Origin of the sequence: Rothia sp. HMSC067H10 (genome assembly GCF_001810635.1) — a bacterium.
Taxonomy (GTDB): Bacteria; Actinomycetota; Actinomycetes; order Actinomycetales; family Micrococcaceae; genus Rothia; species Rothia dentocariosa.
The window spans coordinates 19,983-34,922 of sequence record NZ_KV802311.1 but is presented as its reverse complement, the minus strand read 5'-3'; the positions used below and the strand labels follow the sequence as shown (position 1 = coordinate 34,922).

The window sequence follows — 14,940 nt, the reverse complement described above, 5'->3', positions numbered from 1 at the left end:
AGAGAAGAACCACAAAGGATACACGAGATGAGAGCCCCCACGATTCTGCTGGTTTCGCCAGCGTTCCACGGGTATTGGAAGGCTATTGAGGCTTCGCTAAACGTTGCCGGATACGAGGTTCGCACCCATATTTACGATGCTCCCGGCACAGTTGCCGACCGTATCCGCAATAAACTCGCGCACGAACTGCCCGAAAAATATCGGCCCGCATCCGCCGCGGTCCAGGCGACCGCTCGTGCTATCGCCGCGTTTGAGGAGTATCACCCCGATATTGTGCTCGTCATCAAAGGCGACCTGCTGGGGGATACCTGGTGGCAAAAACTTGAAGAATCCGGGGTTCGCTACGGAACCTGGCTCTACGACGAGCTGCGTCGCATGTCATACACCCTGGAAGATTTACCGCGCCTCGGAGCGCTCGCAAGCTATAGCCCGCAGGATGCCGAATACCTGCGTTCCCTAGGGTACGCCGTCTTGGATATGCCCAACGCCTACGATTCGCACTGCGCGATCGCGCCGGTTACCGAAGACGCCATCAGTTTCGTTGGGGCGAATTACCCTAACCGTGAGCATACGCTGCGTGCCCTGCACGAGGCGGGAATACCCATGCGCGCCTACGGGCGAGACTGGTCACGCCACCCCTGGGATATAGCTAGAACCCGCAGATTCAAGGGCACTGGAATTCCTGCGCACCGCGATATCGACCGATCCGCCGCCTACGGGGTCATGGCATCATCACCGGCGACCCTGAATATCCACCATAACCAAGACGGCTTCACGATGCGCACTTTCGAAGCCCCTGGTGTGGGTGCACTTCATCTGATCGACCGGGCCGATGTGGCTCGCTACTACGAACCCGGGCGCGAAGTACTGGTCTACGAGAGTACCGAAGAGCTTATTGACCTGTGCGCCCGCATCTTCCGTGAACCCCGCTGGGCGCATGCAATCCGTGAGGCCGGGCAGCGACGCACCCTCGCCGAGCATACCTTCGATGATCGCGTCAAAATTTTGGAGAAACTATGGGCCTAAACTACCCCGTCGATCTCGAAGCCTGGCATGCCTGGCAGCAGCGCCAAAACACTCTGCGCTGGGTGAAAGGACGCGCCCAGAACATGGTGCGCGCCCGCAGAGGTGCCCAACAGGACATGGTTTCCGGCATGCTCTATACGCGCGGGGCAATACCGCGGGTACTGATCGTGCTCGACTCGTTCTCACCCACAAGCCGCAACGCCCTGCTGGAACCGCTTAAACACCTCGAAGGGGTGGGGGTCGCGCTCTGGTGCCCGAGGGACGCTTCAGAATATCTCAACGGACAATACGCCAGCACACGCTATAGCCGCAAAGACTGGAACGCAACCCCGATACACGCCGATGAGCTCGCCGAAAAACTGTCCGGCGTGCGCCTCGTGCTGTCCTTAGGACACTACCTTCCTCGCGGCCACGCGGCCTACCGATTCGCCCGCGAACGCGGCATAGCCTACTGGGTGGTACAGCACGGGCTGCTGGTTCCGCACGCCCCGCCGCTGCCCATCGGTTCAACTCTGCTCGCCTTCAGCGACGAGGACGCCCAATTTTGGGCTTCCGGACGCCGCGACGTGCAGACGCATACCGTCGGCTCACAGCTGCTCTACCGCGCTATCCAAAATACGCACGGCGAAACCACCAAATCCCTGGGCAAAATCCTGTTTCTGGGGCAGATGCACGGCGCGGAGTTACCGCGCGCATCCTTCGCCCGCGCCGCGCACAGCTTTTTGAAACGCCACGACGGCATCTACCGGCCGCACCCGAGCGAAACCGATAAACTCTCCCGCGCCACCCACGCGCTCTGGGAGATAGAAGGCATAGCCATAGATCGCTCTTCCACGCCCCTGAACGAGGTGCCGAACCCGGTGGTCTCAGTCTTTTCAACCGGCGTGCTTGAGGCCGCAATCCGCGGTATTCCGGCGTGGGTGTACCACCCGAACCCGCCCGCTTGGCTCGAAGAATTCTGGGCACGCTACGGCATGAACCGCTGGGGTGAAGACCCCACGCTGGCGCCCGAACAACCCGCAGTCGAGCCCGCCCACACTATCGCTCAGCTCATCATCGACTACCTGGAGGCATACTAATGCGAGTTCTCTGCGTTATTCCCGTGCGCGGCGGATCCAAAGGCATACCGCGTAAAAACCTGCGCGAGATCGCAGGAAAACCCCTGGTGGCGTGGACTATTTTGCAGGCGCTCGCCGCCCGCGACGAACTGACGGGGGAGCACGAGGTGCGGGTCGTGGTCTCAACGGAAGACCAAGAACTCGCCTCCATCGCCCGCCACTACGGAGCCGAGGTTCCGTTCATGCGCCCCGCGCATCTTGCCGAAGATACCACAGCCACCGAACCGGTGATCGAGCACGCCATCGACTTCTACACGGGTGAGGGCTGGGCGCCGGATGCGGTCATGCTGCTGCAGGCCACCAGCCCGGTACGCTTGCCCGGCACTCTGGCTCGCGCGGTGCGTCAATTCGCCGAGAACGGCAAGGATTCATTGGTTGGGGTTATCCCGATTGGCCCGTTTATTTGGCGGTGGCACCCGGATGCTGAACCTACCGCAGAGTTCGAGATTATGGCGCGCCCACGCCGCCAAGAACTCACGCAGGAGACCTTCCGGTACCGGGAAAACGGTTCGCTCTACCTCACCAAAACTTACGTGTACACCGAGCACCACAACCGTTTGGCGGGGTATCCTGGAGGGACCATTGATCTTTTCACGCTTCATGAGGTCGAGGGCGTCGATATTGATGCCCCTATTGATTTTGCGGTTGCCGAGCATCAGCTCAAGCAGATTCTTGAGGGTCACCCCGGCGTAAGAAGCTAAGCCTCAGCGTCAAAAGACCCAACACTCACTCTCACTAAACACAAGTTTTCTTGAAGAAAGCATCATAAACCGTGATTATCGAACGTAATATTGCGCCCTATGTGGTCTTCGCTGAAGACCCGATTCTGACTGCGCTTCACAAAATTTCTGCCAACGGTCAGCGCATTATCTTTTTAGTCAACGAATCCGGCATTTTGCGCGGTTCGCTTTCGGACGGGGACTTTAGACGTTGGCTGATTGCCAACCCCACCGCATCCCTAGAGACCAGCGCACTGGCGGCGGCGAATACGAACCCGCAGACCGCCCCCGCCGATAGCGACCCCGAATCTTTACGCGGCTACTTTGCGCGCGGTATCGAGCATATTCCACTTATCGACGAACGCGGTCATCTGGTGGCGTTGGCAATGGACGAACAGAACGTGCTGCGCATCGGAAAGCACACCATCAGCGAGGATGCGCCCGCCTTAATCATCGCCGAGATCGGCAATAACCACCAGGGGAGCGTGGACTTCGCGAAAGAGCTGGTGGACCTCGCGGTGGAATCCGGTGCGGACGCCGTGAAATTCCAGCTGCGCGATCTGGATGCGCTCTACCGCCAGCGCGGCGGCGCCACCGCGGGCGAAGACTTGGGTGTGCAGTACACCCTGGATCTGCTCTCACGGTTCTCGCTGAGTGTTGAGCAGATGTACGAGGTATTCGACCACGTTAAGGAGCATGGTCTGGATATTTTGTGCACCCCCTGGGATGCTCCATCCGTGCAGGCGCTCGTCGATTACGGTATTGCGGGCATGAAGATTGCCTCTGCAGACCTGACGAACCACGAACTGCTGCGTGATGTTGCATCGCGCGGGCTGCCCATGCTGGTATCCACCGGTATGAGCCGCGAAGAAGAAATCCTGGACTCGGTGAACCTGCTGCGCAAGGCGGGCGCATCCTACGCCCTGCTGCAATGCCAATCCACCTACCCGGCACCCTTCAAAGACGTGAATCTAGCGTATATGGACCGCCTCGCCGAGATCGGCCAATGCCTGGTCGGCTATTCCGGGCATGAACGCGGCTACCATGTGCCCGTGGCCGCTGTTGCGCGCGGTGCGAAGATTATCGAGAAGCATTTCACGACCGATAAAACCCTGGAAGGCAACGATCACACTGTATCGCTGCTGCCCGAAGAGTTCGCGGCGATGGTGCGGCAGATTCGTGACATTGAGGAATCCATCGGCACGGCCGCGCCCCGTGAAGTTTCCACCGGTGAACTGATGAACCGCGTGAACCTGGCCAAATCGCTGGTTGCGACCCGCAGCATAGCCAAAGGTGAGGTAATCACCGAGGCGGATGTGACCGTCAAGTCACCCGGCCGCGGCCTGCAGCCGAACTACCTGCCGCAGCTGCTCGGGCGTACCATCCAACGCGACGTTGAAGAAGGGTCGTTCTTTTTTGAGGGCGATCTGAAGGATGACCTCGTACCCCGCCGCGACTTCACCTTTGAACGCCCCTGGGGCCTGCCGGTACGGTACCACGACTACAAACCCCTGATCGAAGAGGCAACACCGGATTTCCTCGAATTCCACTTCTCCTACAAAGACCTCGACATCAATATTGACGAGGTCTTTGAGAAGAAACTGCCCATGAGCTTCACGACCCACTTGCCCGACCTCTTCGCCGGGGACTTTCTGGTCGATCTGGCCTCCCGCGACCCCGAAGTCTGGGAACGTTCCATCGCCGAGGTGCAGCGCACCATCGACATTACCCGCGATTTGACCCGCTACTTTACGGTGGACGAAGACCCCGTCATGGTCGTCACGATGGGCGGCTTCACCAAAGATAAGCACATCCCGGCGAGCGCCCGTGCCGCAAAGTACGAGCGCATCGGCGAAGCCCTGGGACGGCTGGATACCGCCGGGGTGCGCCTGGCGGCACAGACTTTGCCGCCCTACCCCTGGCTGATGGGCGGGCAGCAGTACCACAACCTCTTCCTTGACCCGCAGGACACCGCCGAATTCGCGCGCGCCTACGACAGCGCTCTCTGCCTGGACATTTCACACACCATGCTCGCATGCAACTTCCTCAAAATTCCTCTGTCAGAGGCGGTAGCACAGCTGGCGCCGCACTCCATCCACCTGCACCTCGTCGACGGTATCGGCGTAGATGGCGAAGGCGTGCAAGTAGGCGAAGGCGATGTCGATTGGGCTGCACTGGGCAAGCAGCTGCGTGAGCTGGCGCCGAAAGCATCGTTTATCCCCGAAATCTGGCAGGGGCATATCAACAACGGCGAAGGCTTCTTCACCGCCCTAGACCGCCTCGAAAAGTGGCTGTAGGTCGGTTTCGTGACACCACCAAGAACCGTTCAGCACGCCCGAAAACCCGGCGAAGTACTCGACAACAGCTTTATCACCCCCGGACGATTTAGCGAACTCGACGGGCTGCGCGGAATAGCGGCACTGGCCGTTGTGGCCTACCATTTCGGATACCCCGCCGTGCAGAACTACCCGCGCATCGCCCCCGAACCGTACTCTATTCCGCTCGGAGAACTAGGGGTGCAGCTTTTCTTCATCATCTCGGGGTACGTGATTTTGCTGAGCGCTATCAAAAGCGGTTCCGCCCTAAAATTTGGTATTTCGCGTTTCGCCCGACTGTACCCAACCTACTGGTTGGCGCTTGCGGTTGCCGCGGCTGTGTATTTTCTCTACGGTAATCCCGGCCGGGATATTACGGTGGCGCAAACCCTGGTTAATGCGACGATGATGCAGCGTTTTATGCTGGTCGATAATGTCGATCAGGTGTATTGGACGCTCGCCATCGAGTTACAGTTCTATCTGCTCATGGGGCTCTATCTGGCTGTGCGGCGTGGAAAAATATATCGCCGTGATATCACGATCGGTATTTTTTGTTGGACAACCTTAGGGCTGCTCGTCTGCTGCATATTTCACCCGGAGGCGTCCCTGACGGGTGCCCCTAAAATGCTGGTGTGGGGCGTGGTTGCCGAGCATGCGGCTCTGTTTAGTCTGGGCATGGTGTTCTTTATGTACAGCCACGACCGTAGGTTTACCTGGCTGATGCCGTATTGCGCAGCGGCGGCCTCTATCAATGCCTTCCTCATGCACGATAGCGCCCACGGGGTGGGAGTCGCCATAATATGTGTGGTGTTTTTCGCCGTTATCTATGTGCGCCACGTGCCGTTTTTAGCGCGCGGACCCTTGCACGCGCTCGGCACAATATCGTACCCCCTGTATCTGGGGCACGCGATGCTTGGCTATATGCTGATCGATATGTTCTACCCCTGGACGGGGGCGTGGGGTGCGCGCATATTGGCTCTCGCGCTGGTTCTACTCTGGGCGTGGTGCGTGCATAGTACGGTTGAGACACGAGTTTCTGCCGCCCTGCGTAACGTTCTGACACGAAAGCTGGTGAGGGCATGAGTACAGCCAAGACTTTGACCGTGCTCTGGGTTGTTCCGGTTCCCGACTTCGGGGGAGTGGCGCGACATGTTCTTGACGTCGCCCGAACCGGTATTCCCGGGTATCGCCTGGTTGTCTGCGCACCCGAGGGAAAACTCACCGAGCGCCTTCGCGAGCTTAATATTCCCGTTCACGCCGTACCCTTCGGACCGAGCCGCGGTTTTAGAACCTCGTTCGCCTCGCTCGCACACGTGATTGAACGAGAGAAGCCCACTATCGTGCACAGTCACCTTGCCTATGCGGATGTTATCGCCGCCGCCGTCATCAACTCCCTCAAGATGCGGCGGCTTGCCAACCGGTCACTGACCGTTCCCACGCTCATCACTACCGAGCACGGAATCGCGGGGGATGATGCCGTCTACCACGGCACCTCCTGGCGTTCTAAACTCATGGAACAGGTGCACCGGGTGCGTCTGTGGGGCACCAATGCGGCTATTGCCGTCTCGCGCTCTACCGCCGAGCAGATGCGCCGTAAATGGGGCGCTCGCAGGGTGAGCATCATCTATAACGGGGTGGATGCACCCCGGCTGCGCGCCGCCGTACACAAGCACCGCGTGCTGACCGAACCGGATGCGCCGCGCATCCTCTCGCTCTCACGGCTCTCGCCCGAAAAAGGTATTGACGTGCTGATAGAAGCATTCGTCCAGCTGCGCACCGTGTACCCCAAGGCGCACCTTGAAATCGCGGGGGAAGGTGACCTTGCCGATACCCTAGCGCAGCAGGTGCGGGAGCTGCATATCAGCGATGCCGTAACCTTCAGTGGGTTCGTCGATCCCCTAGAAGCGATGGGCCGCAGCGATATGGTGGTTCAGCTATCCATCTGGGAAAACTGTTCTTATACACTCTTGGACGCTAAAGCCGCCGGATTAAAAACCGTGGCAACCAACGTGGGCGGAAACCCCGAAATTCTTGCCCCCAACGAGCTTGTTAACCGCCGCCAGAACGCATTCTGTGATAGCGTTTTAGAAGCTCTTATGCGGAACTGTGAAGCCTCGGCCCCTTCAGCATGGACGTGGGTAACCAACGCCGAGATGACGGCGCAGATCGCAGAACTCTACACTCAAACACAAAAGCATCAAGGACTAGCATGAGCACTCACCTAGGAACATCGCTATCGCCTAGCTCGCAGCACCGGAACGATAGCGCAAACCTCTCCGCGCGCGTTAGTCACGGGCTCAAAAAGAGCGGTGACTACGTGCGGGACAACAGCAATCAGCTGCGCATACCCGAATTCGTAATTTTCGGTGCCATGGTGTTCGCTACCGTGCTGCCGGTCATTAACCAGCCCCTCAGCCAGATTGCCGTGGTTATCGGCGCACTCTACGGGCTTACCAAGCCTGCACAGTACGAACTTGGCAGGTTTAAATCTCTGAAAACTATTATGTGGCTGGGCTTGGTCTACATGATGTTCGTATCGCTTTTGCATACCGCCAGTGCTGATGCTTTCGACTGGCGACAACGCTTAGTTCGCATGATCTTCACCACTATTCTGATGTGGAATCTTGCTGAGGGGCGGCTGCATTTTAGGTCCGCCATCGCCGGATACCTCACGGCGCTTCTGATCAACGTTCCCGCCTTCTATCTGGGAATCACCGAACGCTCGGACGGCAATGTTCTGGTGGGTTTCCTTCACGATAAAAACTATGCGGGCCTGGCGTACGCTATCTTTGGTGTACTCGCTTTCGCCATTGTGCGCACTATGCCCGAGCGTATTTTCGCCTTCGTACTGGGAACTTCGGTGGTGTGGCTGACGAACTCGCGTACCTCCATCACGGCGTACCTGGTAGGCGTGCTGTGGGTACTGCTCGCTTCCCGATTCAACTTTATGGTGAGGATGTTCCTGTTGGGCGGCGTCTGGGTGCTTGTGCAGGCGCTCGCCACGGACTATGCCCAGGTAGGGCAGTTCGCCTCGCGTGTGGGCTCCGACATGCTTCGTGAACGTATTGATGCGGTGGCACAGGAGAAAGCCGAAACTGCGGGGTTCTTTGGAAGCGGACTCGGAGAAGCCTACGCGCCCCTGCAGGATAGGAACTGGGTGTATCACAACTCCTATCTAGTGCTTCGTACCGAGGGCGGCTGGGTCTGGACAGTCTTCGTTATCGCTATCACGATTATCGTGGGGATGCGCATCTTCGTCTCAAAAACCTCCTGGACCGTCGAAGAAAGAGTGGGGCAGGGGGCAGCGATAGCCCTGCTCGTCTGTGGTTTGAGTCTGGGCGAGGTCTTCTACACCTTTACCTGGGCAATTGTCATTGCTTATGCGGTTCGCGCGGGCGCTATAGCCCGGAACAGAGAACTTGGCATGCCGGGGTATGAGGCGGAAAACTTCGTGGGGGTAGACCGGCGTATCGAACCGCCAAAATCACCCGAAAAAATCACCGCCTATATTGCGAACCGGATCAAAAACTCCTAGAACCATCGCCAAACGTGTGACTATTCACTTATGATAATTGGCATATCGGTACCGAAAACCTAGAAAGATACACCCGAGATGAGTAAAGAACTCTACCTAGCCACCAATAACGGCGATATAGGCGGGGGCGAAGTCATGCTCCTGAATATCGCTCGGGCGGCGCGAGGGCTCGGTTACCAGGTTGTCATCATCGGTCCGGCAAACCCGCCGGATCTCATTGAAGCGGCCGCCGACGAAGGGTTCACTCGCATCGTACTGCCCGCCAAAACGCGCATGCAGTATATGGTTCAGCTGCGGCTCTGGCACCGGGCGCACCGGGATACGCTCCTGTGGTGTAACGGGCTGGTTCCTGCCGCCGCTACCGGGGGACGGGCAGGGCGCATCGTGCACCTACATCAGCTGCCGACGGGTACCAACGCTAAATTAGTACCGTTTGCTCGCAAAAAGGCCCTTCAAACCCTCGTTCCCAGCGAGTATGTTGCGGCATCCGTACCCTGTGCGAACGTCTTCCCTAATTGGGTGCAGGAAGTCCCCCTCTCGCTGGCGAAATCCACCGTCCCCGGGGTGGTGCGCATCGGCTACCTCGGCAGACTCACACCTTCCAAAGGGATTGGCCTCCTCTGCCAGGCGATCGAGCGCCTCAACAGTACTGTTACCGTCCCTGAATACCGCCTCGTGGTTGCCGGAGCGCCCGTCTTCGCTTCCGCCGAGGAAGAGCGTGAAGTATCCCGTGCCCTTGAAAACATTGAGCGCTACACCGACCGTCTCGGTTGGAGCACTCCGCAAAAGCTCTTCGACACGGTCGATATGCTGGTAGTGCCCTCGCAAGCCCCGGAATCCTTTGGGCTGGTCGCTGCAGAGGCGATGAGTGCTCGCGTGCCGGTGATCGTCAGCGATGCGGGTGCCCTTCCCGAAGTCGTGGGGGAGGACTACCCGTATATTTACCCTGCCCAGGATCCCTCGGCTCTCGTTGAAAAGATTCGACATTTAACTCAGGCTTTCTATCAAGAATCTGATAACCTTAATGACATTATTTCTGCGGCATTTTGGCGTTGGCAGGAATTATATTCACCCGACTCAGGCAGGGAACGAGTTCGCCACCTTTTAGAGAAGTATCTCTAGAGGATTCATCATACTCATGCTTGTTCCCGCCAATTACTCACTCTCACAACTACAGGACAGTTTATGGCTCACTATCAAGCAGCCGTCATCATCCCATCGCGGGGCGGAGCAGGGGTTTTACACTATCCCTTAGACGCGCTTTCTGCTCAGACGGAACGAGACTTTCAAGTTATCGTTGTCCTCGATGGTGACATCGACCAGAGCGAAAAAGTTGTTGACGACTATATCGCCCGCAGAACCTTAAACCTCACTAAGATTGTGTTCCCCGAAAATCTTGGGCGTGTGGCGGCTCTCAACGCCGGGCATAATGAGGCGGATGCGGATATTTTGATTCGCTGCGACGACGACTTGGAACCCGGTCCCGACTATGTGGCGAACCACCTTCGCTTACACCGCGACTATGACGGGGTGATCGGCACCCTGAACAATATTTTCCCCAAGACCGCTTACTCTCAGGTGTACGGAACCTACCGCGATGCAAAGTTTAAGGAAGCGGCGCTGGGCACCCCCGAATCCGAGCGTTGGCACTATTGGAATGGAAACTCGTCCGTCTCAGCAGAGCTGTACCGAACTATCGGCGGCTTCGATCCCGCCTATCGTCTTTACGGCTGGGAAGACGTCGATCTGGGTAAGATGATCGCTGATGCCGGCGGGAAAATCATAATTTCCGATACGGTTGAAACGAAGCATTATGCTGAGGCGACCACGACCGCCGTGCGAGCTCTCCGTGCCCTGCACGCGGGCAGTGCGCGCACCATTTTCGTGCGTAAACACGGCGAAGATGCGCATGCGGCTCCCAACCCTGCCGGGCTCTGGGGTGCTGCTGTGAAGGCTCTCGCGGCGGTCAGTACTGAGGCAAATATCCGGCGGATAGGCAATACTCTCGATGCGGTACTCCTGAAACTTCCCGCGAAGATCGCCGAGAAGCTGGTGGCGCTGCAGGTGGAGGCGGCATCCTACGCAGGCGTGAAGTACCCGCAGCGCGCACGGAAGGTGTTCTAATGCTGAATCGAGTAGCACAATCCTGGCGCGGCGCATCCGCTCACGTTCGTTCTTTGGCCTCGAAAAAAATCCCGACATCGGCGGAATCTCAGCCTGCGGTTTCGGCAGATATAGGTTCTGTCAGTGCCCCTCGGCTCGCTATCGCTCACGACTATTTGACGCAGCGCGGTGGGGCGGAGCGGGTTGTTCTGGCCCTGCACCGGGCGTTCCCTGAGGCCCCTATCTACACGACCCTCTACAATCCTGAAGGTACTTTCCCCGAGTTTGAGAATGCGAATATCATCACCAGTCCGCTCAATCGGGTGGGCTTGCTGCGGCGCTACCACCGGCTGGCGCTGCCGCTGCTGCCGCTGACCGCATCCTGCCTGAAAGTTCCGGCGCACGTTGCGGTGGTTTCGACCACGGGATGGGCGCACGGGTTCAAATTCACCGGCGAGAAACTGGTGTACTGCCATTCCCCGGCGCGTTGGCTGTACCTGCGCGACCAATACCTGGGTGACGAGAAAAAGGACAGTGTGATTGGGGTGGGGCTACGGGTGATAAACCCGCTGCTGCGGTTCTGGGATCAGCGCGCGGCGGCACGGTCGGAACATTACGTGGCGAACTCGACCGCCATTCAGGAACGTATTTCGAGGGTGTACGGCAAAGACGTACCCATTATTTTCCCGCCTTACTCCGGGGGCGCAACCCGCGTGGAAGAACCGATCGCGGGTCTGCAGGAATTCACGGCTGCGGGAGACTACTTTCTGCTGGTGTCGCGCCTGATGTCCTATAAGAACGTGGATGAGGCGATTAAGGCGTGCAATCGAGCGGGTAAGAAGCTGTTGATTATCGGGCATGGCCCCGAAAAAGATAAGCTCCTCAAACTCTCGGGGCCCAATGTGCGCATTATCTCCGGGATCTCTGACGAGCAGCTGTGTTCTGCCTACCGGCATTGTCTGGCACTTCTCGCGGTATCTCATGAGGACTTCGGGATTACTCCGCTGGAGGCTGGTGCCAGTGGAAAACCGGTGATCGCATACCGCGCGGGCGGGTACCTCGATACCATCCGCGAAGGCCTCAACGGCGTGTTTATTGAACAGCCGACCTCGGAACAGATTGAGGCGGCGATACAGAAGTTCAACCCCGAAGAGTGGGATAAGCAGGCGATTAAGAACTACATCGCGCGTTTTAGCGAGGAACGTTTTATCGACGAAATCCGCCAGGCGGTTGATGAGCTTACCGCATCCTCAGGTAAGTAGACCTAACCTATCCGGCGTAAACACAGAGCCTTGAGAGTAAAGATCTTTACTCTCAAGGCTCTTCATATAGTGGGGCAGGGCGGGTTAGACAGCTTCCAGCAGCTCGTCTTCGACGAGTTGATGCACAAACCCCTCAACCTCCCCGCGAATATCCTCGGGGTTCTGCTCGGTAAGCTCGGCGATCAGCTCAAGGGCCTCGGGCAGGGAAAACGGCTCCTCAAAAATACCCCAAATAATAGATGCTGACCCCTCCAACACCGAAACCTGCGCGGTCCGTGTGTCGGCAAGATACGTCGTGACAGAAGCGTATTCGGAAATTTCCTCGGCGTGTACGAAGGCAACATACTCTGGGATGCGGTACCTCACCGGCGCGGTAGTAGTACTCATCAGGAACCGCCTCCCAACCCAAAACGCTCAAAGAACCTAGTGCGAATTTCGGCGCGCGTGGGTTTATGCCCCAGTTCCATCGCCAAATGATCCTGATTGACCATAAGAATATTCTTGAGCGTGCGCATTTTCTCGGCGAATCCACGCGCCGACCGCAGCCTGCCCACCCATTGAATATAGCTTGGCACCTGCGTGGAAACCGACTTCCACAGCAGGTAGTCGCGTTCGTGACGGTACGTCTCTAAGCCACCCATTGCGGCGGAGTAGGCGAGAGAAGAATCTAATTCGGCAGCACGTTCGCGCAGTTTAGCCCAGTCGTAGGAGTCGAGAATATCGCGCAGATACTCAAGATCCTGGTTATAGGCGGAACTAGCCCTAGCTCGGTGCAGCACCACAATCAGCCGGGAATCGAGTACCGAGGGTACGGCACAGGAGCGGTGCGCTATCTCGCGCTGCATATGTGCCGCCCAGAGCTGTTGAAAAACACGTTCGGGATCTTTTCCGAGCCCCGGAAAGAAACGGTGAATATCGGTGAGACCCCAGGATTCGTGATAAAGCGTCATTGCATGTTCAAAAACGGATCCGGTGTCAAAATGCGCCTGAATACTCCAGCCATCAGCTAAAAGTATGTGAACAAAAGTATCTACATGAGAAGGCCGTACTAAAAGATCTGCATCGGTGCTATGTCTATCGGGTTTAAAAATTTCGGAATTAAACGCATATCCTTTGATGTGTAAAATATCTATTCCGTGAAGATTCGCGAGCCTTTGAAAGTAGGCGTGCGCCAGCATAATACGCGCCTTGAGCGGCGTACCAGGTTTGTGCTGTGGTGTAGTGTGCACGATATCCTTTCACACAACGAAAATCTTTGAATATAAGGGCGGGAAAAATAGTCCACCTATTTTCCCGCCCTTATACTCAAGAATCTGATTCAGAAATTTTCTTAAGCCCCGTGCGCGCCGGAAGAAACTTTCTTTTTACCATCCTTGGAATAACCGTAGTAGCTGGCGTAACCTACATAACTATTGGCGTAACCAAATCCATAGTAGGAATTGCCCAGGCCCTTACGCGGGGCCTTATTGAGTACCACGCCGAAGAGGTGTGAATTCACACGCTCCAGCACGGCAACAGCCTCGGTCATCTGCTCGCGGTGGCTCTTGCCCACGGTACCGACCATAATCACGCCATCCACGGCGTGGGAGAGCAGCGATGCGTCGGTCACCGGCAGCAGCGGGGGAGCATCCACGATGACCAGGAATTCCTTGGAAAGTTCTTCGATAAGCTGGCGCATCTTGTCGGAACCCAACAATTCGGAAGGGTTCGGAGGAATACGCCCGGCGGGAAGCACAAAGAGCTTGGAATCCTCTACCTGGTGCACGGCCTCAGCAATATCAACCTGACCGGCAAGAACCTGTGTCAAACCAATTTTGGCGTTAATGTGCAGTTTCTTCGCGACGGTGGGACGGCGCAGGTCGGCGTCGATCAGGATGACCGGCTGCCCCGAGCTTGCCATAGAGCGCGCCACCGCCAGCGAGACCGTAGACTTACCCTCGCCAGGAACTGCGGAGGTCACAATAAAGGAGCTCGGCGGGTTATCAATATTCACGAAGCGCAGATTCGTGCGCAGCTGACGGATAGATTCGTGGGCAATATGGTCATCGTTGCTGGCATGCACGATGTTTTCTTCCGCCAGATCGTCGCTAACGGGCAGCACACCCAGAATATTGCTGTTTGTCGCCTTAATGGCGTCGTCACGGGTGCGGATGCGCTGATCCACAGAACGGCGCAGGAAGATCGCCAGGTACACGAGCACCAGCCCGGCACCGGCACCGATGAGGCCGTTCTGCATGTAGTTGGGCGATACGAGAGGCGGGTTCACGCTGGCATTATCCAGCGGAATCACACGAATCAGAGTATTGGTGGTATCGGACGGGTTGGTTGAAGAAACCTTGTTCTGAGCGCTTTCTTGGTTTTCTTCCCCAGCAGGCGTGGGGGTAGCGGTACTGTTGTTCCCCGAACCGTTCTTCTCAATATTTTCGATGTACTGAGCGGTGGCGTGAAGCGCCGAATTCGCCAAAACCCGTGCCTGCTCAGGGCTGGAAGCGGTCGCCCGCACCTTAATGAGTGAGCTGTTTTCTTCGGTAGTTGCGCTCAGGCTGCCGCGAATCGTCCCGATGCTCAGGTCAGAGTTCTGCTCCTGAATGATCTTGGCGACGGCTTCTGATGAGACGATTGCCGAGTATGAGCGGGCACGTTCTTTTGCGGCGTTTGAGCCGGATAGTACGTCAATAGTGCCACTCTGACCGACGGTCACATACCCGGAGGCGCTGGCGGCATAAACTTTAGGCTGCAGCAGGGAATAGCCGAGCCCTGCGATGGCACCGATTACGATGCCAGCAATGAGCAACACGAGATTGGCTCTTGTGGTGCGCACAAAATCTAAAATTGTCATTTCTGAATTTGCTCCAGAGTGTT

General features: G+C 57.4%; 13 protein-coding genes. 10 read left to right on the top strand and 3 right to left on the bottom strand.

Annotated features, from left to right (window positions below):
• Positions 1–27: 27 nt before the first annotated feature.
• The 10 genes from HMPREF2756_RS04735 (at position 28) to HMPREF2756_RS04690 (ending at position 12,078) form a co-directional block, all read left to right on the top strand.
• Complete coding sequence (locus HMPREF2756_RS04735; protein ID WP_070618844.1) at positions 28–1,026, top strand: CgeB family protein; 999 nt, start codon at positions 28–30, stop codon at positions 1,024–1,026.
• On the top strand, positions 1,017–2,105 hold the full coding sequence (locus HMPREF2756_RS04730; RefSeq protein WP_070618841.1) for an RNA-binding protein: 1,089 nt from the start codon (positions 1,017–1,019) through the stop codon (positions 2,103–2,105). The genes HMPREF2756_RS04735 and HMPREF2756_RS04730 overlap by 10 nt, the downstream gene beginning before the upstream one ends.
• Positions 2,105–2,845, top strand: a complete 741-nt coding sequence (locus HMPREF2756_RS04725; RefSeq protein ID WP_070618838.1) for an acylneuraminate cytidylyltransferase family protein — start codon at positions 2,105–2,107, stop codon at positions 2,843–2,845. Before HMPREF2756_RS04730 ends, HMPREF2756_RS04725 begins: the two co-directional genes overlap by 1 nt.
• Before the next feature lie 71 nt (positions 2,846–2,916).
• Entirely contained in the window at positions 2,917–5,160 is a 2,244-nt protein-coding gene (locus HMPREF2756_RS04720) for an N-acetylneuraminate synthase family protein (protein WP_070618835.1), read from the top strand.
• Between the two features lie 9 nt (positions 5,161–5,169).
• Positions 5,170–6,261 (top strand): acyltransferase family protein, encoded by a 1,092-nt coding sequence (locus tag HMPREF2756_RS04715; protein ID WP_070618833.1) that lies wholly within the window; start codon positions 5,170–5,172, stop codon positions 6,259–6,261.
• Complete coding sequence (locus HMPREF2756_RS04710) at positions 6,258–7,391, top strand: glycosyltransferase (RefSeq protein ID WP_070618831.1); 1,134 nt, start codon at positions 6,258–6,260, stop codon at positions 7,389–7,391. The genes HMPREF2756_RS04715 and HMPREF2756_RS04710 overlap by 4 nt, the downstream gene beginning before the upstream one ends.
• On the top strand, positions 7,388–8,713 hold the full coding sequence (locus tag HMPREF2756_RS04705; RefSeq protein ID WP_070618828.1) for an O-antigen ligase family protein: 1,326 nt from the start codon (positions 7,388–7,390) through the stop codon (positions 8,711–8,713). The genes HMPREF2756_RS04710 and HMPREF2756_RS04705 overlap by 4 nt, the downstream gene beginning before the upstream one ends.
• A gap of 78 nt (positions 8,714–8,791) precedes the next feature.
• The gene (locus HMPREF2756_RS04700) at positions 8,792–9,835 is read left to right on the top strand and encodes a glycosyltransferase family 4 protein (RefSeq protein WP_070618825.1); all 1,044 of its coding nucleotides are present in this window, start codon (positions 8,792–8,794) and stop codon (positions 9,833–9,835) included.
• 63 nt (positions 9,836–9,898) lie between these two features.
• Positions 9,899–10,837 (top strand): glycosyltransferase family 2 protein, encoded by a 939-nt coding sequence (locus tag HMPREF2756_RS04695; protein WP_070618822.1) that lies wholly within the window; start codon positions 9,899–9,901, stop codon positions 10,835–10,837.
• Positions 10,837–12,078: a glycosyltransferase gene (locus HMPREF2756_RS04690; protein WP_070618819.1), complete on the top strand. Its 1,242-nt coding sequence runs from the start codon at positions 10,837–10,839 to the stop codon at positions 12,076–12,078. The genes HMPREF2756_RS04695 and HMPREF2756_RS04690 overlap by 1 nt, the downstream gene beginning before the upstream one ends.
• 84 nt (positions 12,079–12,162) lie before the next feature.
• Here the strand turns inward: HMPREF2756_RS04690 and HMPREF2756_RS04685 are convergent, their stop codons facing one another.
• The 3 genes from HMPREF2756_RS04685 to HMPREF2756_RS04675 all read right to left on the bottom strand — a co-directional run bounded on the left by HMPREF2756_RS04685 (position 12,163) and on the right by HMPREF2756_RS04675 (position 14,917).
• Positions 12,163–12,465 (bottom strand): PqqD family peptide modification chaperone, encoded by a 303-nt coding sequence (locus tag HMPREF2756_RS04685; RefSeq protein ID WP_070618815.1) that lies wholly within the window; start codon positions 12,463–12,465, stop codon positions 12,163–12,165.
• The gene (locus tag HMPREF2756_RS04680) at positions 12,465–13,307 is read right to left on the bottom strand and encodes a nucleotidyltransferase family protein (protein WP_246825842.1); all 843 of its coding nucleotides are present in this window, start codon (positions 13,305–13,307) and stop codon (positions 12,465–12,467) included. The genes HMPREF2756_RS04685 and HMPREF2756_RS04680 overlap by 1 nt, the downstream gene beginning before the upstream one ends.
• Before the next feature lie 101 nt (positions 13,308–13,408).
• Positions 13,409–14,917, bottom strand: a complete 1,509-nt coding sequence (locus HMPREF2756_RS04675) for a tyrosine-protein kinase domain-containing protein (protein ID WP_070618813.1) — start codon at positions 14,915–14,917, stop codon at positions 13,409–13,411.
• Between the last annotated feature and the right edge of the window lie 23 nt (positions 14,918–14,940).